At 66.7% G+C, this 26,270-nt stretch carries 25 protein-coding genes; 12 read left to right on the top strand and 13 right to left on the bottom strand.

Annotation, left to right across the window (positions count from 1 at the left end):
* Positions 1-6: 6 nt before the first annotated feature.
* The 9 genes from HNP48_RS35645 to HNP48_RS04905 all read right to left on the bottom strand — a co-directional run bounded on the left by HNP48_RS35645 (position 7) and on the right by HNP48_RS04905 (position 9,861).
* A complete protein-coding gene (locus tag HNP48_RS35645; protein WP_184855781.1) occupies positions 7-279 on the bottom strand; it encodes an SHOCT domain-containing protein in 273 nt (90 codons plus the stop codon).
* Between the two features lie 83 nt (positions 280-362).
* Positions 363-1,850, bottom strand: a complete 1,488-nt coding sequence (rng, locus tag HNP48_RS04940) for a ribonuclease G (RefSeq protein ID WP_184855780.1) — start codon at positions 1,848-1,850, stop codon at positions 363-365.
* A gap of 25 nt (positions 1,851-1,875) precedes the next feature.
* The gene (locus tag HNP48_RS04935; RefSeq protein WP_184855779.1) at positions 1,876-2,490 is read right to left on the bottom strand and encodes a nucleoside triphosphate pyrophosphatase; all 615 of its coding nucleotides are present in this window, start codon (positions 2,488-2,490) and stop codon (positions 1,876-1,878) included.
* A gap of 83 nt (positions 2,491-2,573) precedes the next feature.
* Positions 2,574-3,041, bottom strand: coding sequence for a 23S rRNA (pseudouridine(1915)-N(3))-methyltransferase RlmH (rlmH, locus tag HNP48_RS04930; protein ID WP_184855778.1), 468 nt, complete (start codon positions 3,039-3,041; stop codon positions 2,574-2,576).
* Positions 3,042-3,098: 57 nt separating this feature from the next.
* Positions 3,099-3,806 carry a ribosome silencing factor gene (rsfS, locus tag HNP48_RS04925; protein WP_184855777.1) on the bottom strand — a complete coding sequence of 236 codons (708 nt, stop codon included), beginning with the start codon at positions 3,804-3,806 and terminating at the stop codon, positions 3,099-3,101.
* Positions 3,807-3,988: 182 nt separating this feature from the next.
* Positions 3,989-4,948 carry an oxygen-dependent coproporphyrinogen oxidase gene (gene hemF, locus HNP48_RS04920; RefSeq protein WP_184855776.1) on the bottom strand — a complete coding sequence of 320 codons (960 nt, stop codon included), beginning with the start codon at positions 4,946-4,948 and terminating at the stop codon, positions 3,989-3,991.
* A complete protein-coding gene (gene purD, locus HNP48_RS04915) occupies positions 4,948-6,228 on the bottom strand; it encodes a phosphoribosylamine--glycine ligase (RefSeq protein WP_184855775.1) in 1,281 nt (426 codons plus the stop codon). Before purD ends, hemF begins: the two co-directional genes overlap by 1 nt.
* Positions 6,229-6,314: 86 nt before the next feature.
* Positions 6,315-7,034: a YebC/PmpR family DNA-binding transcriptional regulator gene (locus tag HNP48_RS04910; RefSeq protein ID WP_184855774.1), complete on the bottom strand. Its 720-nt coding sequence runs from the start codon at positions 7,032-7,034 to the stop codon at positions 6,315-6,317.
* Positions 7,035-7,077: 43 nt separating this feature from the next.
* On the bottom strand, positions 7,078-9,861 hold the full coding sequence (locus HNP48_RS04905; protein WP_260420144.1) for a PDZ domain-containing protein: 2,784 nt from the start codon (positions 9,859-9,861) through the stop codon (positions 7,078-7,080).
* A 69-nt stretch (positions 9,862-9,930) separates the two neighbouring features.
* Here HNP48_RS04905 and HNP48_RS04900 point away from each other — a divergent pair, with 69 nt between their 5' ends.
* The 4 genes from HNP48_RS04900 to HNP48_RS04885 all read left to right on the top strand — a co-directional run bounded on the left by HNP48_RS04900 (position 9,931) and on the right by HNP48_RS04885 (position 14,779).
* Positions 9,931-11,451, top strand: coding sequence for a helicase HerA-like domain-containing protein (locus HNP48_RS04900; RefSeq protein ID WP_184855772.1), 1,521 nt, complete (start codon positions 9,931-9,933; stop codon positions 11,449-11,451).
* An 83-nt stretch (positions 11,452-11,534) separates the two neighbouring features.
* Positions 11,535-12,374, top strand: coding sequence for a hypothetical protein (locus tag HNP48_RS04895; RefSeq protein ID WP_184855771.1), 840 nt, complete (start codon positions 11,535-11,537; stop codon positions 12,372-12,374).
* A gap of 118 nt (positions 12,375-12,492) precedes the next feature.
* Positions 12,493-13,815 (top strand): hemolysin family protein, encoded by a 1,323-nt coding sequence (locus HNP48_RS04890; RefSeq protein WP_184855770.1) that lies wholly within the window; start codon positions 12,493-12,495, stop codon positions 13,813-13,815.
* Between the two features lie 112 nt (positions 13,816-13,927).
* Positions 13,928-14,779, top strand: a complete 852-nt coding sequence (locus tag HNP48_RS04885; protein ID WP_184855769.1) for an enoyl-CoA hydratase-related protein — start codon at positions 13,928-13,930, stop codon at positions 14,777-14,779.
* On the opposite strand, the gene HNP48_RS04880 is transcribed toward HNP48_RS04885, so the two are convergent.
* Together HNP48_RS04880 and HNP48_RS04875 are read right to left on the bottom strand one after the other, a co-directional pair.
* Positions 14,776-15,546, bottom strand: coding sequence for an amino acid ABC transporter permease (locus tag HNP48_RS04880; RefSeq protein WP_184855768.1), 771 nt, complete (start codon positions 15,544-15,546; stop codon positions 14,776-14,778). The two genes, HNP48_RS04885 and HNP48_RS04880, sit on opposite strands and share 4 nt — an antisense overlap.
* Before the next feature lie 108 nt (positions 15,547-15,654).
* On the bottom strand, positions 15,655-16,422 hold the full coding sequence (locus tag HNP48_RS04875) for a basic amino acid ABC transporter substrate-binding protein (protein WP_184855767.1): 768 nt from the start codon (positions 16,420-16,422) through the stop codon (positions 15,655-15,657).
* A 182-nt stretch (positions 16,423-16,604) separates the two neighbouring features.
* On the opposite strand from HNP48_RS04875, the gene HNP48_RS04870 reads away from it, so the two are divergent.
* The 5 genes from HNP48_RS04870 (at position 16,605) to HNP48_RS04850 (ending at position 22,558) form a co-directional block, all read left to right on the top strand.
* Positions 16,605-17,579: a threo-3-hydroxy-L-aspartate ammonia-lyase gene (locus tag HNP48_RS04870; RefSeq protein WP_184855766.1), complete on the top strand. Its 975-nt coding sequence runs from the start codon at positions 16,605-16,607 to the stop codon at positions 17,577-17,579.
* Between the two features lie 343 nt (positions 17,580-17,922).
* Positions 17,923-18,564, top strand: a complete 642-nt coding sequence (upp, locus tag HNP48_RS04865; RefSeq protein ID WP_184855765.1) for a uracil phosphoribosyltransferase — start codon at positions 17,923-17,925, stop codon at positions 18,562-18,564.
* Positions 18,565-18,821: 257 nt separating this feature from the next.
* Positions 18,822-19,832 carry a BMP family protein gene (locus tag HNP48_RS04860; RefSeq protein WP_184855764.1) on the top strand — a complete coding sequence of 337 codons (1,011 nt, stop codon included), beginning with the start codon at positions 18,822-18,824 and terminating at the stop codon, positions 19,830-19,832.
* Between the two features lie 97 nt (positions 19,833-19,929).
* Positions 19,930-20,880 carry a 5'-methylthioadenosine/S-adenosylhomocysteine nucleosidase gene (locus HNP48_RS04855; RefSeq protein ID WP_184855763.1) on the top strand — a complete coding sequence of 317 codons (951 nt, stop codon included), beginning with the start codon at positions 19,930-19,932 and terminating at the stop codon, positions 20,878-20,880.
* Between the two features lie 124 nt (positions 20,881-21,004).
* On the top strand, positions 21,005-22,558 hold the full coding sequence (locus tag HNP48_RS04850) for an ABC transporter ATP-binding protein (protein ID WP_184855762.1): 1,554 nt from the start codon (positions 21,005-21,007) through the stop codon (positions 22,556-22,558).
* Positions 22,559-22,598: 40 nt separating this feature from the next.
* Here HNP48_RS04850 and HNP48_RS04845 read toward each other — a convergent pair whose 3' ends face one another.
* Positions 22,599-23,147, bottom strand: a complete 549-nt coding sequence (locus HNP48_RS04845) for a hypothetical protein (RefSeq protein ID WP_221480098.1) — start codon at positions 23,145-23,147, stop codon at positions 22,599-22,601.
* Positions 23,148-23,162: 15 nt separating this feature from the next.
* Positions 23,163-23,681 (bottom strand): hypothetical protein, encoded by a 519-nt coding sequence (locus HNP48_RS04840; protein ID WP_184855760.1) that lies wholly within the window; start codon positions 23,679-23,681, stop codon positions 23,163-23,165.
* Between the two features lie 91 nt (positions 23,682-23,772).
* Between HNP48_RS04840 and HNP48_RS04835 the strand changes: the two genes are divergently transcribed.
* The 3 genes from HNP48_RS04835 to HNP48_RS04825 are packed head-to-tail and all read left to right on the top strand — an operon-like array spanning position 23,773 to position 26,200.
* Positions 23,773-24,834 (top strand): ABC transporter permease, encoded by a 1,062-nt coding sequence (locus tag HNP48_RS04835; RefSeq protein ID WP_184855759.1) that lies wholly within the window; start codon positions 23,773-23,775, stop codon positions 24,832-24,834.
* Positions 24,831-25,754, top strand: a complete 924-nt coding sequence (locus HNP48_RS04830; RefSeq protein WP_184855758.1) for an ABC transporter permease — start codon at positions 24,831-24,833, stop codon at positions 25,752-25,754. Before HNP48_RS04835 ends, HNP48_RS04830 begins: the two co-directional genes overlap by 4 nt.
* On the top strand, positions 25,754-26,200 hold the full coding sequence (locus HNP48_RS04825; RefSeq protein ID WP_184855757.1) for a hypothetical protein: 447 nt from the start codon (positions 25,754-25,756) through the stop codon (positions 26,198-26,200). Before HNP48_RS04830 ends, HNP48_RS04825 begins: the two co-directional genes overlap by 1 nt.
* Positions 26,201-26,270 lie beyond the last annotated feature (70 nt).

Below are 26,270 nucleotides of genomic sequence, written 5' to 3'. Positions count from 1 at the left end.
AGACGGTCAAAGTCCTTCCAGGGCTTTCTTGCGCTTGCTGTCGTACTCCTGCTGGGTGATCAATCCGTCGGCATGCATGCGCCGCAGCGCTTCGAGCTGGCTTTGCACCGAGGGTTTCGGGGCCGCGGCGGGGGACGTCGGCGTTGCGGGCGCAGGGGGCATGCGGGAGACCGTCTGCGGCACGCGGTGCCTGCATGCGACCAACCCAAGAACAAGCACCAAGATTCCGATGCGCAACACTGGCATGACGACGACTCCCTGATTGTTGTGATGGTTCACGGGCCACCCGGCCCGCGAGTCCCTGGCAAGACCGTTCAGCAGCGAAGGAACAGGAGCGGATGCTGGTCCGCGCCCCCCTGCGCTCACAGCAGCACGATGTCGTACTGCTCCTGCCCCATGGCGCTCTCGGCCTGCAGCGAGATGGGCTTGCGGATGAAGTCCGACAGGCCTGCCAGGTGCTGGCTTTCCTCGTCGAGGAACAGCTCCACCACGCGCGCCGAGGCGACCACGCGGAACTCGCGCGGGTTGAACTGGCGCGCCTCGCGCAGGATCTCGCGCAGGATGTCGTAGCACACGCTGCGTGCGGTCTTCACGCTGCCCTTGCCCTGGCAGGCCTCGCAGGGCTCGCACAGCATGTGGGCCAGGGATTCCCGGGTGCGCTTGCGCGTCATCTCCACCAGGCCCAGCTGCGAGAAGCCGCCGGCCATGGTCTTCACGCGGTCGCGCCCGAGTTGCTTTCGAAACTCGCTGAGCACGGCCTCCTGGTGGCCCACCTGCACCATGTCGATGAAGTCCACGATGATGATGCCCCCCAGGTTGCGCAGGCGCAGCTGGCGGGCGATGGCCTGGGCAGCCTCCAGGTTGGTCTTGAAGATGGTGTCGTCGAAGTTGCGCGCGCCCACATAGCCGCCGGTGTTCACATCGATGGTGGTGAGCGCCTCGGTCTGGTCCACGATGAGGTAGCCGCCCGACTTGAGGTCCACGCGGCGGCCCAGGGCCTTGGCCACCTCTTCGTCGATGGAGTACAGGTCGAAGATCGGCCGCTCGCCCTTGTAGTGCTGCAGCTTGGGCGCGGCGGCGGGCATGAATTCCTGCCCGAAGGCGCGCAGGCGCTGGAACTGCTCCAGCGAGTCAAGGCGGATGGTCTGCGTATGGTCACCCACCAGGTCGCGCAGCACGCGCTGCAGCAGGTCGAGGTCCTGGTGCAGCAACGACATGGGCGGCAGCTTGAGCGAGGCCTCCTTGATGCGCGCCCAGGTCTTGCGCAGGTAGGCGATGTCTTCGGCCAGCTCGGCGTCGGTCGAGTCCTCGCCATTGGTGCGCAGGATGAAGCCGCCGCCACCGCCCGAGGCCTTGTCGCCCACCAGGGCCTGCAGGCGGGCGCGCAGGGCATCGCGCTCGGCCGAAGGGATTTTCTGCGACACGCCCACATGGTCGTCCTGCGGCAGGAACACCAGCAGGCGCCCCGCGATGCTGATCTGTGTGGACAGGCGCGCGCCCTTGGTGCCAATCGGGTCCTTGATGACCTGCACCATGAGCGACTGGCCCTCGAACACCTGCTTTTCGATGGGCACCGGCGGCTCGCCCTTGCGCGCGAACGCGGGTGGCTCGCCGTCGGGCTGGCGCTGCCAGACGTCGGCCACGTGCAAAAAAGCGGCGCGCTCCAGACCGATGTCGATGAAGGCCGATTGCATGCCTGGCAGCACGCGCGAAACCTTGCCCAGGTAAACGTTGCCCACCAGCCCACGCTCCAGCGTGCGCTCGATGTGCAGCTCCTGCACGGCACCGTGCTCGACGATGGCGACGCGTGTCTCCTGGGGCGACCAGTTGATGAGGATGTCTTGTTGCATGGTCGTCAACGCTTTTTGTTGTTCTTCAAACGGCAAAGCCGGCAGCGCGCAGCAATTGCGCGGTTTCGTACATTGGCAGGCCCATGATGCCCGAATAACTGCCGCTCAGCTGAGGAATGAAGGCTGCCGCCCTGCCTTGCACGCCATAGGCGCCGGCCTTGCCCAGGGGTTCGCCAGTGGCCACGTAGTCATCGACCTGCTGCGGCGTGAGTGCCGCAAACGTCACCCGCGACACCGACAGGGCCGCCACGCGGCGCGTCCCCATCTGCAGCGCCACGGCGGTGAGCACGCGGTGTGTGCGCCCCGCGAGCTCGCTCAGCATGCGCGCGGCGTGCGCGGCATCGTCGGGCTTGCCATAGATGGCACGGCCCAGGGCCACCGTGGTGTCGGAGCACAGGATGGGTGCCTCGGGCAGCCCCCGGCGCGCGCGGCGCGCCATGGCGGCGTCGAGCTTGAGCCCGGTCACGCGCTGCACATAGGCCGTGGGCACCTCGCCGGGGAGCACCTCTTCGATGGCCTCGGCATCCTCGCCCGTGTCGCCGTCCACATTGGGTACGAGCAGCTCATGGCGCACACCCAACTGGTCGAGCAACTGGCGGCGGCGGGGGCTTTGGGAGGCGAGGTAGATGAAGTCCGGCATGGTGCATGGAGCATAACCAAGAACCGGCACACGATCCCACGCGCCTCTTACCGTTTGCTACGCCATCGGGCGCCAATCAGGCACTATTCGCGGTGGTAAGGGTGGCCTGCGTTCACCGACCAGGCGCGGTACAGCTGCTCGATGAGCAGCACCCGCACCATGGCGTGCGGCAGGGTCAGATCGGACAGGCGGATGCGCTCGTGCGCGGCCTGGCGAAACGCCGGGTCCAGCCCGTCGGGGCCGCCGATGATGAGGGCCACATCGTCCCCGCCCAATTGCCAGCCCTTGAGCCTTTCGGCCAGGGCCTTGGTGGTGAGGTTGGTGCCGCGCTCGTCGAGCGCCACCACGCGGGTGCCGCGCGGAATGGCGGCTTCGATGCGCTCGCGCTCGGCGGCGTACAGCGTCTCCAGGGTCTTGGAGCCGCGCGGCTCGGTCTTCACCGCCTTGAGCTCGACCTTGAGCTCGGGCGGAAAGCGCTTGGCATAGTCGTCGTAGGCGGTCTGCGCCCAGTCGGGCACGCGCTGGCCCACGGCCACGATCAACAGCTTCATGGCAATGGCAGTGGTTCAAAAAAGCCAGGGGCGCTCGTGCGCCCTGCACTGGCCTGCTTACTTGCTGCGGCCCGGGGCCTTCTTGGCAGGCGCCTTCTTGGCCGCAGCGGGCTTGGCCACCGCCGTCTTGCCAGCAGCCTTGGCGGCCGGCTTGCGCGGGGTCGAGGGCTTGACCACGATGGTCTTGATCGGCGCCTTCTTGGCGGCCGGCTTCTTGGCAGCAGCACCAGCGGCAGGCTTGGCGGGTGCCTTGGCTGCGGCCTTCTTGGCCGGCGCAGCCTTCTTCGCGGCCGGGGCCGCAGCGGCCTCGGCAGGCTTCGCCGTCTTGCCGACCGGCTTCTTTTTCTTCTCGGCCGCAGCGGAAGCAGCCACTGCCGGCTTGGCGGCGCCGAGCTTCATGCGCACGGGCACTTCGCCCCACAGTTCTTCCAGGCGGTAGTACTGGCGGATGGCGGGCTGCATGATGTGCGCCACTGCGGCGCCGCAGTCCACGATGATCCACTCGCCGTTGTCCTCGCCTTCGATGCGTGGCTTGGCGAAACCGGCGTCCTTCACCGCATCGCGCACGCTGGCAGCCAGCGCCTTGGTCTGGCGGTTGGAAGTGCCCGATGCCACGATGACCCGTTCAAACAGCGGCGAGAGATGCTCGGTGTTGAAGACCTGGATGTCTTGCGCCTTGACGTCTTCCAGGCCATCGACGATGGCGCGCTGGAGTTTGGTGACGTCTTTCTTGGCGGCGGTTTCCGATTTGGTGGATGTGGTCATCAGGCGGTGATTTATAAGGGATGGAATCAATATAGCGCGCAACGCGGCGTGCAGCCAGTGGGCTGGGCCTCAGGTGTTGCGCGGTGGCGCTCAGGCAACGGGAGGTGTTTGCAACCTCTGCTGCTGGCGTCCAGAGCGCGGGCAGCTATTGAAATTATAGCTTTTTGGAAACAATGGCCGTTTCAGGCGATGCCGGCAAGCCAGTCGCGCCGCACCAGGAAGCGCTCGGTGAGCGCGGCCTCGGCCGAGCCCGCCCCGTGCTGGCGCTGGTACGACCAGGACACCAGGGGCGGCATGGACAAGAGGATGGACTCGGTGCGCCCACCCGACTGCAGCCCGAAATGCGTGCCCCGGTCCCAGACCAGGTTGAACTCCACATAGCGGCCACGGCGGTAGAGCTGGAAGTCGCGCTCGCGCTCGCCATAGGGCGCACCCTGGCGCTGCTCGACGATGGGCAGGTAGGCCGAGAGGAAGGCATCGCCCACCGCCTGCGTCATGGCCAGGCTCTGCTCGAAACCCAGCTCCGAGAAGTCATCGAAGAACACCCCGCCCACGCCGCGCTGCTCATTGCGGTGCTTGAGGAAGAAATACTCATCGCACCACTGCTTGAAGCGGGGGTACTTGTCGTCGCCGAACGGCGCCAGCGCATCGCGGCAGCTGCGGTGGAAGTGCACCGCATCCTCCTCGAAGGCGTAGTACGGCGTGAGGTCCATGCCACCGCCGAACCAGCAGGTCGGCGCCTGGCCGGGGTGGCCCGCGGCAATCATGCGCACGTTCATGTGCACCGTGGGCACATAGGGGTTCTTCGGGTGGAAGACCAGCGACACGCCCATGGCCTCGAAGGGCGCCCCCGCCAGCTCGGGCCGGTGCTGCGTGGCCGATGGCGGCAGTTGCGGCCCGCGCACGTGCGAGAAGCCACAACCTGCGCGCTCGAACACACGCCCACCTTCCAGGATGCGCGTCACACCATCGCCTTGCAGCGTCTCGCCGGGCTCCTTGCGCCAGGCATCGGCCAGGAAGCGGGCCCCGCCCTCGCCTTCCACGGCCTCCAGGGCGTCGGTGATGCGCAACTGCAGCCCCTGCAGGTAGCTGCGCACACGCGCCACCGTGTCGGCGGCGTTAAGCGATGGGGCCAAGGCCATCAGGCTTTGATGGCCCTGAAGCCGATGTCGCGGCGGTACTGCGCGCCGTCGAACTGGATGTTGCGCGCCACGTCGTAGGCGCGCTGCTGCGCCTGCTTGACGCTGTCGGCCAGCACGGTCACGCACAACACGCGGCCGCCCGTGACGCTGACCACGCCGTCCTTCAGGGCCGTGCCCGCATGGAAGACCACGGCGTCGTCCGCATCGGCCGGCAGGCCGGTGATGGGATCGCCCTTGCGCGGGTTCTCGGGGTAGCCGTGGGCGGCCATGACCACGCCCAGCGCGGTGCGGCGGTCCCATTGCAGTTCGATCTGGTCGAGCTTGCCGTCCACGCCGGCGCCCAGCACGTCGGCCAGGTCGCTCTTGAGGCGCATCAGGATGGGCTGGGTCTCGGGATCGCCCATGCGGCAGTTGAATTCGAGCGTCTTGGGGTGGCCCTTGGCGTCGATCATCAGGCCGGCGTACAGGAAGCCGGTGTAGGGGATGCCGTCCTTTTCCATGCCGCGGATGGTGGGCAGGATGATCTCGCGCATGGCGCGGGCGTGCACGTCGGCCGTGACCACGGGCGCGGGCGAATACGCGCCCATGCCGCCGGTGTTGGGGCCTTCGTCGCCGTCCTTCAGGCGCTTGTGGTCCTGGCTGGTGGCCAGTGCCAGCACGTTCTTGCCATCGCACAGCACGATGAAGGAGGCTTCCTCGCCTTCGAGGAAGGCCTCGATCACCACGCGGGCGCCACCTTCGTTGTGGGCCACGCCGTACTTGTTGTCGACCAGCATGAAGTCCACGGCATCGTGGGCTTCCTTGAGCGTCATGGCCACGACCACACCCTTGCCGGCCGCCAGGCCGTCGGCCTTGATGACGATGGGCGCACCCAGGCGGTCCACAAAGGCGTGGGCTGCTGCCGGGTCGGTGAAGGTGTCGTAGTCTGCCGTGGGGATGCCATGGCGGCGCATGAAGGCCTTGGAGAAGGCCTTGGAGCTTTCGAGCTGGGCAGCGGCCTGGGTCGGACCGAACACGCGCAGGCCGTGCGCACGGAATTCATCAACCACACCGGCAGCCAGCGGCGCCTCGGGGCCCACCACCGACAGGGCGATCTTCTCGGCCAGCGCCCACTTGCGCAGTTCGCGCACGTCGGTGATGGCGACATTCTCCAGTTTGGAGTTCAGGGCCGTTCCGCCGTTGCCCGGCGCCACGTACACCTTCGTGACCTTGGGCGACTGGCTGAGCTTCCAGGCCATTGCGTGTTCACGGCCGCCGCCACCAATTACAAGAACCTTCATACCGGCCTATTAGAACCTGTCTCCAACGGGTCAAGACGCCTGTTACAGAGACAGTGTTGTGATTTCTTCCATCGGGGGGCCACGCTTCAGAGCGCGGCGTTGTGGTAGACCTCCTGGACATCGTCCAGGTCTTCCAGGATATCGAGCAGCTTTTGCATCCGGGCGGCGTCCTCGCCCTCCAGCTCGATGGTGTTTTCGGCGCGCATGGTGACACCGGACACCTCGGGCACCAGGCCCGCAGCCTCCAGGGCGTTCTTCACGACCTCGAAGTCGGCCGGGGCCGTGAGCACCTCGATGGCGCCATCCTCATCGGTCACCACGTCTTCGGCGCCGGCTTCGAGCGCCACTTCCATGACCTTGTCCTCGCTGGTGCCCGGGGCATAGATCAGTTGGCCACAGTGCTTGAACTGGAACACCACCGAGCCTTCGGTGCCCATGTTGCCGCCATGCTTGCTGAACGCGTGGCGCACTTCGGCCACCGTGCGCACGCGATTGTCCGTCATGGTGTCGATCATGACCGCCGCACCGCCGATGCCATAGCCCTCGTAACGGATTTCTTCGTAGGTCAGGCCTTCTGCATTGCCCGTGGCCTTGTCGATGTTGTACTTGATACGGTCGGCCGGCATGTTGGCGGCCTTGGCCTTGTCCACCGCCAGGCGCAGGCGCGGGTTGGCCGACAGGTCGCCGCCACCGGCACGCGCCGCCACGGTGATTTCGCGAATGATGCGGGTCCAGATCTTGCCGCGTTTCTCATCCTGCCGCCCCTTGCGGTGCTGGATGTTCGCCCATTTACTGTGTCCTGCCACGGGAAGTCCTTTTTGTATGGATATGGAGTCTGTTGGGGGGATTTTACTTTTCGGAGATGGCCATCGGCGGCTTGTCGGGGAGGGTTTGTCGAAACAGGCGGTGGGTCGCCCGCCGGCCGTCCTCCCGCACTACTGTCACAGCCACCCTGGAGCCGGCTTTACCCTGGAGACGCAGGGGTATCTGGCGCCACGGCATCCCTCGGGTGGAGATGCCGTCCACTGCAACGATCATGTCGCCTGAGCGGATACCAGACAGGTCCGCGGGGTAGCCGGTGACAACATCCTGGACCAGGACATGCCCGCTTGGTTGCGGCGGTGCCAGTTGCAGCCCCACCCCCGCGCCGGCGCCCACTGGGAGGCACCGAAGCGACGCGTCCGAGCGACGGGGACCATCTGGCAACGACAGGCCCAGGGGAGCCCATGCGGCACCGGGTTCGTCAGCCGGTGCGATCCGTTCGTCAGACTTTGCCGCCGCGCAGGCGCCCAGGATCCTGTAGTCGGCCCGTCCTGGGAACCGGCGCAGGGCCGCAGCCTCATCTGGCGAAAGATCCCACAACTCATACGCACGCAAGCGCAGCCCCGCCCGGTGCAGTTGGTACAGGTGAGGGTCCAGCCAGGCTGGATCCCACTCAGTGCATTTGCCGAGCGCGGCCCTCATCGGGCTTTCACCTGCGTCGAAGCGGGCGCTGGCCAATGGCAATCCCGCCTTTGCAGCCGCAGCCACCAAAGCTTCATCACAACTGAGCACCACCGAAACCAGAACTGCCTGCCGGCCATCGCGGGTGAGCCGGGGCCCCGCCTTGCCGGCCCACATCGCCTGCACCCAGTCGGGCCGGTTCAGCGACCCAAGCAACGCATGAACGAGGATCTCGGCACTCTCTGGATCGATGGTGCTGCGATCATGCCGCAGCACGTCAGGCACCCAGTCTCCGGTTCGGTATTCCTCTTTCAGTCCCCGATACAGTGCGCCCCCCGTGCCCACATCGCCATAGCGCCCTCGGTAAGCAACAAGAATCTGGCGGCGCAGCGAAGATGCCTGGATGGGGAGTTCCTGCAGCAGCCGCACGACGTCGCTGCCAGCGCGGTAGCGCCCGGCATCCACGGACGCCACCCGCTGGGCCAAGGGCATCTGACCCAAGGCCGCCAGATCCAACACCAGTTGTGCACTTTCCCCAGGAGGAACACGGGACAGATGCAAATCGACCCAGGCATCCAGAGGCCGCCCCGCGAGCGTCGAGGCACAGGGCTTGGGAATCGCCCCCTCCCAGACACCACGGCATCGGTGGTGCGCGTGATCACCCAACAAGGTTTCCTGCTCGCCCCCAAGCTTCGCGGTCAGCCGCCAACCGGATCTCAGCAGCTCTTCTAAAACGCTGCCGAATTTGCCATGCTCCACGGCACGCCATACAGGTTTGGCGCTGACATGCGCCTGAGAAGGCACGGCAGCGCCCAGTCCGCGCAGCACCCAGTACATCGTGTCCCCTCGCCTGGGCCTGTCGACATGTGCCCCGAGCATGAGCGCCCATTCCACCGCCGAAAGCCCCGCAGGCCCGCGCTCGTTCAGATCGGCGCCAGCCGCCGCAAGTTGCCGAACGGCCGCCAGATCGTCGGCAATCACCGCTTGGTTGAGACGGGTCTCGCGCGGGTACTCCAGCACCGGAATCGCAGCGATGGACCCGTGGTCCATGTACTCCACGGAACGCGGAATGCGCACTCCCGCATCGGCAGCCACCCACGTCGCACCATGGTCGTGCGAGCGGAAAATACGGCCCGATGCCCAGGCCATGAGCAGGGTCCCGGAATCGAGCGGGTGCGGGGCGATCACGCTTGGATACCAACCTTCGGGCAGCCCCTCCCCGCCGATACGCGACCAACTCGCACCGGAATCAAAGCTCTGAAACCGGGTACTGGACGGAACCGAAAATGAACTGCCAACCGAACAGTTCGCGACCAGGTACGCAGCGTCGGCAGGTGACTGCACGGGCCTGCAATCGCGACCCATGGCACCCGGGTGGGGACCTGCCTGATCGGTGGCCAGCCAGTTTACGGAATAGCCCTTGGGGGATGAGGGCCCAGGCCCCCAGACGCCGGCGGCGGACCTCAGCCACCAGCCCTGGCTGGATGCAACCGCCACGCGGTCTCCCGACAGGGTCTCTATGGCCCACAGCTCCTGGCCTTCTGGAAATCCTGTCGACTGCCAGTCCTTGCCGTCCTCCGAGCGCCAAATCTGCGTCGATGAATGCACATAGAACGCCTCCCGCGTGGCAGCAAGGCCCACCCTGGTCCGCGCGGGGATCAGTTCGGGGCCAGCCTTCCAGGACTCCCCCGCGTTCAGCGTCACCCACGGCCTGCCCATTCCATAGGCGACCCACACACTGGGCCGTGACGGGTGCATGACCAACAGAGGTGAGGATTGCCCTTCGACATCTCGCGACCTTGGCGCAATGCGCTTGTACGACCATGTCTCGCCCCCATCGAGGGATTCCAGATAATCCCCTGGCCCAGGAGATCGACCATTGTGCAAGGCAATGACTCGCCCGGGCTCGTGCGGGTCGGTCATCACCCGCTCAATCCCCAGAGGCACCTTCAATCCCAGCCAGGAGGCCCCGCCATCTGTCGACCGGAAGACGCCCCCGCCCGCGGCAAAGACGATCTCAGGCTTTGACACGACGTAGGCAATGCTGTTCAGGTGTGGCCCCTCGTGTCCAAGCGTGCCAGCCGCAACGCCACCGGCGGCAAAGCCGCAGACGCCTGTCACCAGCAGGCCCACCCACCTTCGTCGCACAGCGTGAAAAACCGCTCCCCATTTGTGCTCGCAGATCACCATCACGGAACCCCCCTCTCTTTTGTCCTCTATGCTATCGAATCAGTACCCACAACGATGCGGAATCCGACCATGGCCGAACCACTCCTGATTGCCAAGCACGACACGACCGAATGCCACCTGCTTCCAGGGCTGGCCAACCGGCACGGGCTCATCACCGGGGCCACGGGCACCGGCAAGACCGTGACGCTGCAGACCCTGGCCGAGAATTTCTCGCGCATTGGCGTGCCGGTGTTCATGGCCGACGTCAAGGGCGACCTCACGGGCGCCAGCCAGCCCGGCAAGATCGGTGAGAAACTGGCCGCCACGCTCAAGGAACGCGGCCTGGACCTGCCCGCCCCGCTGGCCTGCCCCACCACGCTGTGGGATGTGTTCGGCGAGCAGGGCCACCCGGTGCGCGCCACGGTGTCGGACATGGGCCCGCTGCTGCTGGGGCGCATGCTCAACCTCAACGAGACGCAACTGGGCGTGCTCAACCTGGTGTTCAAGATCGCCGACGACAACGGCCTGTTGCTGCTGGACCTCAAGGACCTGCGCGCCATGCTGCAGTATGTGGGCGACAACAGCAAGGAATTCACGACCGAATACGGCAATGTCAGCGCGGCCAGCGTGGGCGCCATCCAGCGCGGGCTGCTGCAGATCGAGCAGCAGGGCGGCACGCAGTTCTTCGGCGAGCCCATGCTCAACATCCAGGACTTCATGCAGACCGTGGACGGCCACGGCGTGGTGAACATCCTGGCGGCCGACAAGCTCATGAACGCGCCGCGCCTGTATGCCACCTTCCTGTTGTGGATGCTGTCTGAGCTGTTCGAGCAACTGCCCGAGATCGGCGACCCCGAGCAGCCCAAGCTGGTGTTCTTCTTCGACGAGGCCCACCTCTTGTTCAACGAGGCGCCCAAGGTGCTGGTCGAGCGCATTGAGCTGGTGGTGCGCCTGGTGCGCTCCAAGGGCGTGGGCGTGTATTTCGTGACGCAGAACCCGCTCGATATTCCCGACAGCGTGCTGGCCCAGCTGGGCAACCGCGTGCAGCATGCGCTGCGCGCCTTCACGCCGCGCGACCAGAAGGCCGTGAAGGCCACGGCGACCACCATGCGGCAAAAGCCGGGCCTCGACATCGAAACCGCCATCACCGAGCTGGCCGTGGGCGAGGCGCTGGTGAGCTTTCTCGACGCCAAGGGCCGCCCCAGCGTGACCGAGCGCGTGTTCATCCTGCCGCCGGGCAGCCAGCTCGGCCCCATCACGCCGCCGCAGCGCCAGGCGCTGATGGCCAGCTCGCTCGTGGCCGGCGTGTACGAGAAAATGGTGGACCGCGAGTCGGCCTACGAAAAGCTCAAGGGCCGCACCGCCGATGCAGGCAGCGCGCAGGCTCCGGCCGGCAAGGGTGGCACCGTGGCCGCCCCTGCCGAGGAAGGCGGCGGCCTGCTGGGCGGCCTGAACGACGTGCTCTTTGGCTCCACCGGCCCGCGCGGCGGCAAGCGCGACGGCCTGGCCCAGACCATGGCCAAGTCGGCCGTGCGCACCATGGGCACCACGCTGGGCAAGGAGATCCTGCGCGGCGTGCTCGGCAGCGTGTTCGGCGGAAGGAAGCGCTGAGCAGCGTCAAAAAATAGTCACATCCACTGCCCCAAAAAGAGGTACAACCCCGGAAAACAGACACATAACAAAGGGGGAAACCGATGGGCAAGATCGACAACCTGCTGGTGCGCTACGGCAGCAACGTGGTGCAACTGGCCGTCGCCGTCTGGGTGTTGGCCTTCATTGCGGCCTTTGCGGGGCTGCTGCACCCCAACTGGCGCTGGGGCGTCTACCTGGTGTGCACGGTGGTGGTGACCGCCATGGTGGTGCAGTGGACGCGCTCGGTGCGCGAGCGCTACATCCGCGAGGCCAAGCTGCCCGCCTACCTCAAGCGCAAGCTGCGCGAGACCTACCCCCACCTGTCGCAGAAGGATTGCGAGCTGGTGGAGCGCGGGCTGCGCCAGTTTTTCATGGCCTGCATGCGCAGCCGCAAGCAGTTCGTGGCCATGCCGTCCAAGGCGGTGGATACGCTGTGGCACGAGTTCATCCTGCACACGCAGGCCTACAAGACCTGGTGCCACAACGCACTGGGCTTCTTCTTGCACCACACCCCTGCCGAGGCCCTGGGCGCCAAGGCCAGGAACAACGATGGCCTGCGCCGCGCCTGGTTCTGGGCCTGCAAGGAAGAAGCCATCAACCCCAAGGCCCCCAGCCGCCTGCCCCTGCTGTTCGCGCTGGACGCCAAGATGGCGATTGCCGGCGGCTTCACCTACGTGCCCGACTGCAGCAGCATCCTCGCCAAAAACGCTGCAGGCGGCGATGGCAGCGGCACCTACTGCGGCACCAGCTTCTCCGATGGCAGCCACAGCGGCAGCTCGGGCGACTTTGGGGGGGCAGACAGTTCCTCCTCATCGAGCAGTTCCAGCGACAGCAGCGACGGTGGTGGGAGCGACGGCGGCAGTTGCGGAGGTGGTGGCTGCGGCGGTGGAGGCGGGGACTGAGCACGGTCCTTGCAAGTGCCCAGATACGGGGCCCAATATCCGTTCGCCCCTCCGGCAATAACCACACCCGTACAATGGGCAGCTTCTCAACTTCAAGGGAACTGCCTGTTCCCTGTCTATGGAAATCGCAATACTGTTCGCCCTCATCCTCTTGAACGGCGTGTTCGCCATGTCGGAGATCGCACTGGTCACGGCACGGAAGGCCCGGCTGCAAAAGCTGATTGATGAGGGCGATAGCGGCGCCGCCGCCGCTGTGAAGCTGGGCGAAGACCCCACCCGCTTTCTCTCCACCATCCAGATCGGCATCACGTCGATCGGCGTGCTCAACGGTATCGTCGGTGAGGCGGCCCTGGCCGCCCCCCTCGCCGCTTGGCTGGCCGCGCTGGGCGTACCGGCACCCTATGGCAACTATGCCGCCACGGGCCTGGTGGTGGTGCTGATCACCTACTTCTCCATCGTGGTGGGCGAACTCGTGCCCAAGCGCATCGGCCAGTCCTACCCGGAAACCTTTGCCCGCCTGGTGTCGCGCCCGATCAACTTTCTGGCGCTGGCGACCAAGCCCTTTGTGCTGCTGCTGTCCACCTCCACGCGCACGCTGCTGCGCCTGTTGGGCGTGAAGGAAACCAGCGGCAGCCCGGTGACCGAGGAAGAGATCCACGCCATGCTGGTGGAGGGCACGACGGCCGGCGTGATCGAATCGCACGAGCACACCATGGTGCGCAACGTGTTCCGCCTGGACGACCGCCAGATCGGCTCGCTCATGGTGCCGCGCGGCGACGTGGTCTGCCTGGACCTGGACCTGAGCTTCGAGGAGAACTTGAAGCGCATCGAGGAGTCGGACCACGCGCGCTTCCCCGTGGTGCGTGGCGGCATGGACAACATCCGCGGCGTGCTCAACGCACGCCAGTGGCTGTCGCGCACCATCCGCGACAAGGCGCACAGCCTGGCCGAGCAGCCACTGCAGACGGCGCTGTACGTGCCCGAAACCATCACCGGCATGGAACTGCTCGACAACTTCCGCCTGTCGGATGTGCACATGGCCTTCGTGATCGACGAGTACGGCGAGGTGCAGGGCATCGTCACGCTGCAGGACCTGATCGAGGCCATCACCGGCGAATTCCAACCGCGCGACCCCGAGACCTCGTGGGCACTGCAGCGCGAGGACGGCAGCTGGCTGCTGGACGGCCACATCCCCGTGCCCGAGCTCAAGGACCGCTTGAACCTGGACGCCGTGCCCGAGGAAGAGCGCGGCCGCTACCACACGCTGAGCGGCATGATCATGCTGCTGACCGGCCGCCTGCCCAAGGTGACAGACACCGTGGAGTGGGAAGGCTGGAAGCTTGAGGTGGTGGACATGGACGGCAAGACCATCGACAAGATCCTGGCCAGCCGCCTGCCTGTGCCCGAGCTGGCAGACGCCACGGAAACCACTGACGGCTGATCGCCCCCCGCCCCATCTGCCACGCGGCAGATGCGGGCAAACCCGCAGCCGCCCGCCCGCAGTCGCACACGCGACCTTGACGGCGCGGGCCCGGGGCCTACAGTGTTCGCCCATGAACACTGCTCCCACCCTCACCTGCTTTTCCCTGACCACCACGGGCCATGTGGCCCACCTGGTGCTGAACCGGCCCGAAGCCATGAACACCATGCACCCCACCTTCTGGCGCGAGCTGGACGAGGTGCTGGTGCACCTGCACCGCAGCGGGGAGGCACGCGCCCTGGTCATCAGCAGCACGGGCAAGCACTTCAGCGCAGGCATGGCACTGGAGACCTTTGGCGGCGCCATCACCATGGACGACCAGAGCCCCGAAGGCCGGGCCGCCATCTTCGACCTGCTGACCGACATGCAGCACACCTTCACGCGGCTGGAGGAGCTGCGCATTCCGGTAATCATGGCCATCCACGGCGGCTGCATCGGCGGCGCGGTGGACATGGTGACGGCGGCCTGCATCCGCTACGCCACGGCCGACGCCTTCTTCTGCATCCAGGAGATCAACATCGGCATGGTGGCCGACGTGGGCACGCTGCAGCGCCTGCCCAAGCTCGTGCCACTGGGCGTGGTCAAGGAACTGGCCTACACCGGCCGGCGCATGCCCGCCCAGAAGGCCCTGGCCTATGGCCTGGTCAACGAAGTCTTCGACACCCAGGAGGCCATGGTGGCCGCGGCGCTCGAATGCGCCCAGGAGATCGCCAGCAAGCCGCCCGTGGCGATCTGGGGCACCAAGCAGGCCGTGAACTATGCGCGCGACCACTCGGTGGAAGACAGCCTGCGCCAGATGGGCTGGCTGCAGGGCACCATCTGGAGCAACCGCCATGTGCGCGAGTCGGTCACGGCGATGAAGCAAAAGCGCGCGGGGGACTTCCCTGCCCTCACCCCGCTGCAGCGGTTTTCAGAGTTGGGTTAACTCCGGTCGCTGCGCGCCAGCCGGTACTCCAGCCGGCGCAGCACCGTGGTCAGCGCCAGTGTCATGCACCAGTAGGCCAGCGAGATGGCCAGGTAAGGCTCCCAGTAGCGCGCATAGGCGCCCGCCACCGTGCGCGCGGCATAGGCCATCTCGGCCAGGCCGATGGCCGAGACCAGGGACGTGTCCTTGAGCAGTGCGATCATGTTGTTGCCCAGCGGTGGCAGCATGCGCCGGAAGGCCTGGGGCAGCACCACGTAGCGCAGCACCTGCAGCGGTGTGAAGCCCAGCGAACGCCCGGCATCGGACTGCCCACGCGCAATCGACTGGATACCCGCACGGAACACCTCGGAGATATAGGCTGCCGAATTCAGCGTGAGCGCCGCGATGCCCGAGATCAGCGCGCCATGCTCCTGCTTGAGCGTGCGCGCCAGGTCGCCATCGACCAGCAGGCCCGAGACTGGGTGGATGAACAGCGGCATCACCGCAAAGTGCATGAGCAAAATCTGCACGAACAGCGGCGTGCCGCGGAAAAAGCTCACATACACGGTGGACGGCCAGCGCAGCAGAAAGCGGCACACCCAGTTCCACGGCGCATGGCGCGCCTGCGCCAGCCGCGCCAGGGCCAGCACCAGGCCCCAGGAGCCGCCCAGCGTGACGCAGATGACCGTCATGCACAGCGTCATCCACGCGCCTTTGAAGAACAGCTCGCGGTACTCCACGAGGATGTCCGGCCGGAACCAGCCAAACCACAATTCGGGTTGATCCATGGGTTTTCTCCCCTCTTTCACTCACGGCCGCTCACGCGCCCACACGTCAGAAAACAAAAAAAGCGGCCGCATGGCGGCCGCTGCAAGTGACTCAAACCCAACCAGGCCTCAACGGGCCTTGTATTCCTTGGCAAACCACTTCTTGTAGATCTCGCCATAGCTGCCATCGGCACGTACCGCGGCCAGGCCGGCGTTGAGCTTGTCCTGCAGGGCCTTGTCGCCCTTCTTCACCACAATGCCGAAGCCTTCTTCGGGGAAGGACGGGTCTTCCACCGTCTTGAGCGCCGCATTCTGGCTCACGCGGTAGGCGATCACGCCGTTGTCGCCGATGGCGGCATCCACACCGCCGCCGGCCAGCTCGGAGATGATGAGCGGCGTGCTCTCGAAGCGGCGGATGTTGGCATTGGTCTTGCCGAATTCGCGCGAGGCCACGTCGTCGGCCGTGGAGGCGTTCACCACGGCGATCTTCTTGCCGGCCAGGTCCTTGAGCGAGGCCACGGTGCTGTTCTTGGGCACGGCGATGAGCTGGTGGGCCGCGAAGTACGGGGCCGAGAAGTCGTAGCTCTGGCGGCGCTTGTCGTTGATGGTCACGCCGGAGATCACCAGGTCCACGTCGCCATTGTTCAGGGCCGCGAAGATGCCGCTCCAGGGCGTGTTCACGACCTTGATCTTGAGGTTCTGGTGCTTGGCGATGGCGTTGATGATGTCGATGTCGAAGCCAACGATCTGCTTGTCCTTGTTCTCGAACGCGAAGGGCGCATAGGTCGCGCTGGAGGCCACGGTGAGTTCGCGGGCCTGGGCATGGGCGGCCAGGGAGACACCGAACGAGGCGGCCAGGCCGAGGCCCAGGGTGGCAATGCGGCGGGAAATGGACATGGTGGGCTCTTGGGGAAAGTCGGGAAAAGGGGCAGTATATCCACGCACCAGCGGCCCAGGCATCAATATTCATAGCGGCAAACGCCCTGTTTTTGGGCCTTGCACGCCCTCTGTGACCAAAAGTCAGGCAGTTTTATGATGGATGGAATAGTTGAGCCCCTTCAGACCTGAAAGATTCCACTATGAGCAACGCCAGCCTTCCCCCGCCCACCTACGCGGATGTTGTTTCTGCCGCACAGCGGCTCGCTGGCGTGGCCCACCGCACGCACGTGCTGCGCTCCCACATGGCTGACACGCTGCTGGGCACCCAGGTGTTCTTCAAGTGCGAAAACCAGCAGCGCACGGGCTCGTTCAAGTTCCGCGGGGCCTACAACACCCTGTCGCAGTTCAGCGACGAACAGCGCGAACGCGGCGTGCTGGCGTTTTCGGCCGGCAACCATGCGCAGGCCATCGCACTGTCGGCCCGGCTGCTGGACATGCCCGCCCTGATCGTGATGCCCGAGGACGCCCCCGCCACCAAGATGGCGGCCACGCGCGAGTACGGGGCCCAGGTGGTCACCTACAACCGCTACACCGAAGACCGAGAGGCCATCAGCCACCGGCTGGCCCAGGAGCGCGGCATGACCCTGGTGCCGCCCTTCGACCACCCGCATGTGATTGCCGGCGAGGGCACGGCGGCCAAGGAGTTCCTGGAGGAGGTGCCCGACCTGGACTACCTGTTCGTCTGCGTGGGCGGCGGCGGCCTGCTGGCCGGCAGCCTGCTGGCGACCGAGGCCCTGGCGCCGAGCTGCCGCGTTGTGGGCGTGGAGCCCGAGGCCGGCAACGACGGCCAGCAATCGCTGCGCAGCGGACAACTGGTGCAGATCCCCACGCCGCACACGATTGCCGACGGCGCACAGGCCCGCTCGCTGGGACAGATCACCTTTCCCATCATCCAGCGCCTGGCCGAGGACATCGTGACCGCCACCGACGAGCAACTGGTCGAGGCCCTGCGCTTCTTTGCCGAGCGCATGAAGCTGGTGGTGGAGCCCACGGGCGCCCTGGCGTTTGCGGGTGCCCGCCATGGCAACGTGGACGTGCATGGCGCCAAGGTCGGCATCTTGATCAGTGGCGGGAATGTGGACATGTCAAGGTACGCGCGCTTTCTGGCGGATTAGGGGCAAGGCAAAGCCAAGTCTTCGCGATGGCGCGTGCCCTGATTTGGGATGGGCTGCTAGGCGCAAAGCGCAGCCATAGCCGGTGCTATGGCGAGCATTTGCAACGACGCAGACCACCCAAAGCGGGGCGCGCGGCGCGCGAGGGACTTGGCTTTGCGTTGCCCTCGCCCCCGAAGCGACTGCGTCGCCTCCCCCTCAAGGGGGCGACCCCGGTGGCCCGGCGAAGCCGGTTCCACGGGGTCCCTGGCATATGGCCTTGCCAGTTTCCACGCCCGGAGGCCCAAAGGGACGTCAAAATACGGCCACCGCCATTCATTCACCTCCACATAACAAAGGCCGCGCCATGAGCACCGCTACCAACAACGTCACCGTCATCACCCACCCCCTCGTCCAGCACAAGCTCACGCTGATGCGCCGCAAGGACGCGAGCACCAACAGCTTTCGCCGCCTGCTGGGCGAGCTGAGCACGCTCATGGCCTACGAGGTCACGCGCGACATGCCGCTGCAGGACATCGAGATCGAAACCCCGCTGGAGACCATGACCGGCCAGGTGATCGACGGCAAGAAGCTGGTGCTGGTCTCCATCCTGCGCGCGGGCAACGGCTTCCTTGATGGCATGCTCACCGTGGTGCCAGGCGCCCGCGTGGGCCACATCGGCCTGTACCGCGACCCGGCCACGCTGCAGCCGGTGGAGTACTACTTCAAGATGCCCTCCGAGATGGAGGAGCGCGACATCATCGTGGTCGACCCCATGCTGGCCACGGGCAACTCGGCCGCCGCCTGCGTGGACCGGCTCAAGAAGCTCAACCCGCGTTCCATCAAGTTCGTCTGCCTGCTGGCCGCCCCCGAGGGCGTGGCCACGCTGCAGAAGGCCCACCCCGATGTGCCGATCTTCACCGCCGCCATCGACCGCGAGCTCAACGACCACGGCTACATCCTGCCGGGCCTGGGCGATGCCGGCGACCGCATCTTCGGCACCAAGTAAGCAAGCAGCCGCGGATCGCACTGCAACGACGCCGCCCCAGGGACCCGGCCCCGGGGGCGGCATTTTTTTGCCCCAAAGCAGTGCGATTTCTTACCATCTGGTGACTTTCTTCTGGCAGACTCCGTGGCGGCGCCTGCGCCTGCATCACGGCAGGGCATCTGCTGGCACGCGACACCAGCCGCCCATTGGCGTGCTATTTGCTTGAGACAACGCCCAGATTCGATCGCCCATCCTCCATCCGAAGAAGGACCCACTCCATGACCTCTCGCCGCATCTTCACCGGCCACCTGTTCTCCACCTCCCTGGCGCTGTCGGCCATGATCGGGCTGGCGCCCGGTGCAGCCCTCGCGCAGGCCAAGACCAAGGTGGCGGCGATCTACACGGTGCCCTATGAGCAGCAATGGGTCAGCCGCATCCACAAGGCGCTCAAGGCGGCCGAGGCGCGCGGCGAGATCGAGTACAAGTCCAGCGAGAACGTGAGCAACGCCGACTACGAGCGCGTGATGCGCGAGTACGCCACCGGCGGCAACCAGCTCATCGTGGGCGAGGCCTTCGCGGTGGAAGCCGCCGCGCGCAAGGTGGCCAAGGACTTCCCCAAGACCTCGTTCCTGCTGGGCTCCTCGGGCAAGCCGCAGGCACCCAACTTCAGCGTGTTCGACAACTACATCCAGGAGCCGGCCTACCTGTCGGGCATGGTGGCCGGCGGCATGACCAAGACCAACAAGATCGGCATGGTCGGCGGCTTCCCCATCCCCGAGGTGAACCGCCTGATGCACGCCTTCATGGCCGGCGCCAAGGAGGTGAACCCCAAGGTGGAGTTCACCGTGAGCTTCATCAACAGCTGGTTCGACCCACCGAAGGCCAAGGAAGCCACCTTCGCCATGATCGACAAGGGCGCCGACGTGCTCTACGCCGAGCGCTTCGGAGTGAGCGATGCCGCCAAGGAAAAGGGCAAGCTCGCCATCGGCAACGTGATCAACACCCAGGACAAGTACCCCGACACGGTGGTCGCGTCCGCCCTGTGGCACATGGAGCCCAGCATCGACCGCGCGCTCAAGCTGGTCAAGGACGGCAAGTTCACGCCCGAAGACTACGGCCCGTATTCGATGATGAAGCACAAGGGCTCGGAACTCGCACCCCTGGGCACCTTCGAGAAGAAGGTACCGGCCGACATCGTGGCCAAGGTCAAGGCCAAGGAGGCCGACATCCTGGCCGGCAAGTTCATCGTGAAGGTGGACGACAGCCAGCCCAAGTCCACGGCCAAGTAAGCGTCAGCTGTCTGCAGCGCCTGCGCGCAGAGTTCCAAGGGCCACTCACTGCGGTGGCCCTTTTCATTGGTACTGTCCATCGCTTACCCTGTTGACCATGAACTTCACCGCATTGCTCCCCCGCCGCATCGCCCAACTGCTCGGCACGCTGGCCCTGGCCGGTGCCCTGGCAGGCTGCGCATCCAGCCCCTCAGTGCAGGGCACGCGCCTTGATAGCACGCCCCGCATCGCCGTGATCTCGGCCTTTGCACCCGAGCTCACCGTGCTGCTGCCCCAGGTGCAGCAGCCCGTGAAACACAGCATCAACGGCGTGGAGTTCACCACCGGCACCTTGCAGGGCAAGCCCGTGGTGGTCTTCCTCTCGGGCATCAGCATGACCAATGCGGCCATGAACACGCAGCTGGTGCTGGACCGCTTCCACGTGAGCCACATCGTCTTTTCCGGCATCGCCGGCGGCGTGAACCCGGGCCTGCACATCGGCGACGTGACGGTGCCCGCGCGCTGGGGACAGTACCTGGAATGGCTGATGGCGCGCGAAGACCAGCCCGGCAAGTACACCGCCCCGGGCTGGATGCAGGCCGAACTCACCCTGCCCGCCTACGGCATGATGCACCCGCGCCCGGTGGAGGTGCGCTCGGCCGCCAACCCGAAAATCACGCAAAAGTTCTGGTTCGAGGCCGACCCGCGCATGCTGGCCGTGGCCAACGGCCTGGCCACCGTGCCGCTGGAACACTGCCACGCCAGCCACTGCCTGAAAGAGCGCCCGCGCATGGTGGTGGGCGGCAACGGCGTCTCGGGCCAGGCTTTCGTGGACAACAAGGCCTTCCGCGAGTACGCGTTCAAGACCTTCGAGGCGAATGTGCTCGACATGGAGACCGCCGCCACGGCCATGGTGGCGCACAGCAATGGCGTGCCCTACATCGCCTTCCGCTCGCTGAGCGATCTGGCGGGCGGCGGCGATGGCGCCAACGAGATGGACACCTTCATGCACCTGGCGGCCGCCAACTCGGCCAAGGTGCTGCAGGCATTTCTCGCAGCATGGAAATGACCAAGGCCCCCACGCTCCCTCACTGCGTGTGGTCGCTGCCCCCCAAGGGGGCGCGTTTCGCCTTGGGGCAGCCCGGCGGCGAAACAGGTTTTCCCCTCATCATCCTGGTTGATCAGGAGGCGCCATGACCTCCGATACCGTCTTGCGCCTCACCGGCATCACCAAGCGCTTTGGCCAGCTGATGGCCAACGATGGCATCGGCCTCACGCTGGCGCGCGGCGAGGTGCTGGCACTGCTGGGCGAGAACGGCGCGGGCAAGTCCACGCTGATGTCCATCCTGTTCGGCCACTACGTGGCCGACGAGGGCCACATCGAAGTCTTCGGCCAGCCCCTGCCGCCCGGCCAGCCGCGCGCGGCGCTGGCCGCCGGCATCGGCATGGTGCACCAGCACTTCACGCTGGCCGACAACCTCACGGTGCTGGACAACGTCCTCCTGGGCAGCGAGCCGCTGTGGCAGCCCTTCTCGCGCCGCAGTGCCGCGCGCGAAAAACTGTTGGCTGTGTCGGCCCGTTTCGGCCTGCCGGTGCAGCCTGATGCGCTGGTAGGCAGCCTCTCGGTGGGCGAGCGCCAGCGGGTCGAGATCCTCAAGGCCTTGTACCGTGGCGCCCGCATCCTGATCCTGGACGAGCCCACCGCCGTGCTCACCCCGCAGGAGAGCGAGGCCCTGTTCGCCACCCTGTCGCAGATGGTGGCCCAGGGCCTGTCCATCATCTTCATCAGCCACAAGCTGGCCGAGGTGCTGCGCGTCTCGCACCGCGTGGCCGTGCTGCGCCAGGGCAGGCTGGTGGCCGAGGCGCCCGCCCAGGGCACTACGCAGGGCCAGTTGGCCCAGTGGATGGTGGGCCATGCCATCGAGGCGAGCGAACGCCGCCCCGCGAAGCATGTGGGCGCGCCGGTGTGCACGCTGGCCGAAGTGTCCACCGCCGCCACCGGGCGTGACCGGCTGCAGGGCGTATCGCTCACGCTGAACGCGGGCGAAATCGTTGCCATTGCCGGGGTCTCGGGCAATGGCCAGGTGGCGCTGGCCGATCTGCTGTGCGGCGTGCGCACCGCCACGGCCGGCCAGGTCACGCTGCTGGGTGCGCCCCTGCTGGCCCGCCCCGCCTGGGTGGTGAACCAGGGCGTGGCCCGCATCCCCGAAGACCGCCATGCCGTGGGCGTGGTGGGCGATCTGCCGGTGTGGGAGAACGCCGTGTCCGAGCGCCTGCGCAGCCACTGGTTCGCCCACCCTTGGTTCAAGGCCTTCTGGGTCAAGCGCGCCGCCGCGCGCCAGCATGCGCAGCGCGTGGCCACCACCTTCGACGTGCGCGGCGGCGGGGCGGACACGCCGGCCCGCGCGCTCTCGGGCGGCAACATGCAGAAACTCATCCTGGGCCGCGCCCTGCTGCCGCCTGGCGATGCCCCCGCCCCCCGGCTCATCGTGGCGCACCAGCCCACCTGGGGCCTGGACATCGGCGCAGTTACGTTCGTGCAGCAACAGCTCATAGCCGCGCGCGATGGCGGCGCAGCCGTGCTGCTGATCTCGGACGACCTCGACGAGGTGCTGGCCCTGGGCGACCGCGTGGCGGTGATGCACGAGGGGCATCTCACCCCCGCCCAGCCGGCCGAGGCCTGGAGCCGCGAAGCCATTGGACTGGCGATGGCCGGGGCGGTCCAGGGTGGGGAGGGCACCGCGTGACAACGCAGGCACCGATGCAGCACTCGACCCGCGGGCCCGCCTACCCGGCGCCCATGCGGGCCAAGGTCCTGAAGACCAGCCAGGTAAACACCAGGGCCGGCAGGTACAGTGCCGTCGCCAAGCCCAGCTCCCACCAGGGCAGCGCCCTTCTCCACCACACCAGCGCGAAAACCGGGGCCAACGCAGCCGCTGCGAACAGCGACCAGGGAAAGAACCAGGCGCAGGCCAGCAACAGGCAGGGCGTCCACAGCGCCAGGCGGCTGAGCCGCACCGCGCGGGGCTGGCGGCTGCGCAGCGCCCACCCGGCCAACACGGTAAAGCTGATCAACAGGCCCGACACGCATCCCGCGGAAATCCACCGCGCCCGCTCCCGGCGCCGCTCCCGATCTTCGTGGGCCGCCTGCAGGTGCGCGTTGAGCTGGGCGGTGTATTCCGCCTCGTTGGGCAAGGGAAGTTCGTACGAGGCGGCTGGTCTGGCAGGGGCAAGCTCCATGAAAGGCGCAGCACGCTCACCAGGCCGAGGCGCCTCGGTCGCACAACCCAGGCCAAACCACAGCCAGAGCACGGCCCCCGCGAGCAGTTGCCTCATGGATGGCAGCCCATGTCAGAAGACTCCCGCCATGGCAAGGAGCACCGCCCAACCGATCAACACCGTCGGCAGGTACAGTGCCGACCCAATGCCCAGCTCCCACCAAGACAGCGCCCTCTTCCACCAGGCCACCGCAATGGCCGGGGCGAACACCGTCGCGACCAGCAACGCCGCGGGAAAGAACCAGGCACCCGCAAGCAGAAAGCATGGCGTCCACAGCGCCATGCGGCTGAACCGCACCAGGCGTGGCTGGCGGCTGCGCAGTGTCAGCCCGGCGAATACAGCAAAGGCGAGCGCCAGGCCCCAAGCGATGCGGATCCCCAGGCGCCTTTGCTGCTCCATGTACACGGCGTATGCGCTGTATCCCGGCGCGTTCTCATCTGCGTTGACAGAGGATATCCCCTGCGATGCCACCGGCATGGCATGCGCCAGTACCGGTGCGGATGCTTCAGCCTCGCCTGGTCTGGGCGCTCCGTTGGCACAGGCCAAACCGGCACACAGCCAGAACGCGGCACACAGCAGCAGGTGTTTCATGGTGAATGGAAAGCCCGGCAGTGCCGACCGGGCACCTCATCCAGCCATATTAATGTCAACCCCCAGCACCGCTGCCACCCCATAAACCCCCATGCGCCTCGAAAAACGCAACCACATCTCCCCCGCCGCCTACGTGGCAGCGCCGGTGGGCGCCGTGGTCTTCACCCTCGCCATCAGCGGCCTGCTGGTGCTGTGGGCCGGCGCGCCCGTGGGCCGCACCTATGGGCTGCTGCTGCAGGGCGCCTTCGGCTCGGTCTTTGCGCTGACCGAGACGCTCACGCGCGCCACGCCGCTGATCCTGACGGGGCTGGCCGCGGCCGTGGCCTTTCGCGCGCGGCTGTTCAACATCGGGGCCGAGGGGCAGCTCTATGCCGGCGCGCTGGCCGCCGTGGCCGTGGGCGGCCTGCATGGCGGTACGGGGCTGGAATGGTCGCCGTACATGCTGTTCCCGCTGATGGTGCTGGCGGCGGCGCTGGCCGGCGCCCTGCTGCTGCTGGGCCCGGCGCTCATGAAGTCGCGCCTGGGGGTGGACGAGGTGGTGACCACGTTGCTGCTCAACTTCATCACGCTGCTGCTGGTCTCGGCCCTGCTCGACGGCCCCATGAAAGACCCGCTCTCCATGGGTTGGCCGCAGAGCGTGGCGCTGCAGGGTGACCTCGAACTCTCCAAGCTCGTACCCCAGACGCGCCTGCACACCGGACTGCTGTGGGCCATTGCGCTGGCCCTGGCCCTGTGGGCCATTCTGCGGCGCACGGTGCCGGGCTTCGACATCCGCGCAGCGGGTGCCAATGCGCGCGCTGCCGCCTTTGCCAGCGTGCCCATCACGCGCACCGTGGTGCTGGTGGCCCTGCTCTCGGGCGGACTGGCCGGGCTGGCCGGTGCCATCGAGGTGGCGGGCCGCACGGGCTATGTCACGCTGGACATGTCGCCCGGCTATGGCTACAGCGGCATCGTCATCGCCATGCTGGCCGGGCTGCACCCACTGGGCGTGATCGCCGCGGGCACCTTCGTGGCCGGTGTGCTGGTGGGGGCCGACAGCATGAGCCGCGCCGTGGGCGTGCCCACCTACATTGCCGACGTGATCGTGGCCACCTCGCTCATTGCCGTGCTGGTGGCGACGCTCCTCACACAGTACCGGGTGAAGTGGAAATGACCGAGTTCCTCGACATCCTGGCCAACCCGGCCTTCTGGATCGCCACCTTGCGCGTGGCCACGCCCCTGATCCTGGGCACGCTCGGGGTGCTCTTGTGCGAACGTGCCGGCGTGCTCAACCTGGGCATCGAAGGCATCATGGTCGCGGGCGCCTTCACGGGCTGGCTCACGGTGTATGCGGGCTTCGGCCTGTGGACCGGGGTGCTGGTGGCGGCGCTCACGGGCGCCGTGTTCGGCCTCTTGCATGCCTGGCTCACCGTGGGGCTGGCGCTGTCGCAGCATGTCTCGGGCCTGGGCATCACGCTCCTGGCCACGGCGCTGAGCTACTACGGCTACCGCGTGAGTTTTCCCAAAGTGAACACGCCGCCCACCATCGAGCCGTTTGCACCCATGGAGTGGCTGGGCCTGCCCATCCTCTCGGCACAGACCCCGCTCACGCTGCTGGCGCTGGCCCTGGTGCCGCTGCTGGCCTGGGTGCTGATGCGCACCCCGCTGGGTCTGGCCGTGCGCATGGTGGGCGAGAACCCGCAGGCCGCCGAGGGCCAGGGCCTGTCGGTCGCGGCCACGCGCACCGGAGCCATCGTGGCGGGTTCGGCGCTGATGGGGGTGGCGGGCTCCTTCCTCACGCTGTCGGCCTTCAACGCCTTTTTCTTCAACATGGTCAACGGGCGCGGCTGGATCTGCGTGGCGCTGGTGGTGTTTGCCTCGTGGCGGCCTGGCAAGGCGCTGCTGGGCGCCCTGCTCTTCGCCTTCTTCGACGCGCTGCAGCTGCGCCTGCAGCAGGCGGGCGACGCCTGGCTGCCTTATCAGGTCTACCTGATGCTGCCCTACCTGCTGTCCATCCTGGCCCTGGTGCTGGTGGCACGCAAGGCGGCGTATCCGCAGGCGCTGATGAAGCCGTATCGCAAGGGCGAGCGATGATGAGAACCGCCCCATGGCTTGCAGCCCTGGCACTCGCCTCTGGCGCGCCGGCCCATGCCCTGGGCATGGATGTGCCCTACGAGCGCTTTGCCACGGCCGAAGCAGTGGACTGGGTGCAGGTCTGTGGCCAGTGGCCTGTGCGCAAGAACGAGGGTGTCTACCGCATCGTGCACGGCACGCAGCACGCCCAATCGTTCCTGTACCTGCAATGGATGCAGCGCGGCGACGACGGCGCCCTGCAGGCCGTGCACACCCAAAGCATCCGCGAACTCAACAACGACCATGCGGAGATCGCGCTGACCCGCATTGCCTGCCACGCCACGCGCAACGGCATCCGCATCACGGCGCGGGCCAGCTCGGGGCACGAAGAAAAGCTGCGCAGCATTGCCATCGACGCCGGCCATCGGCCCGGGGTGTACCGCTACACCGCACACCCCGGGCGCTGAGCCGCCAGGAACGGGATCCAGACACGAATCCGCGACAAAATACCCCCACCCGCGCCGAACACGAACAACG

This window comes from Acidovorax soli (assembly GCF_014207955.1).
GTDB classification, from domain to species: domain Bacteria; phylum Pseudomonadota; class Gammaproteobacteria; order Burkholderiales; family Burkholderiaceae_C; genus Acidovorax; species Acidovorax soli_A.
The sequence above is the reverse complement of the archived record's forward strand: the minus strand, read 5'-3'. Positions and strand labels throughout refer to the sequence as shown.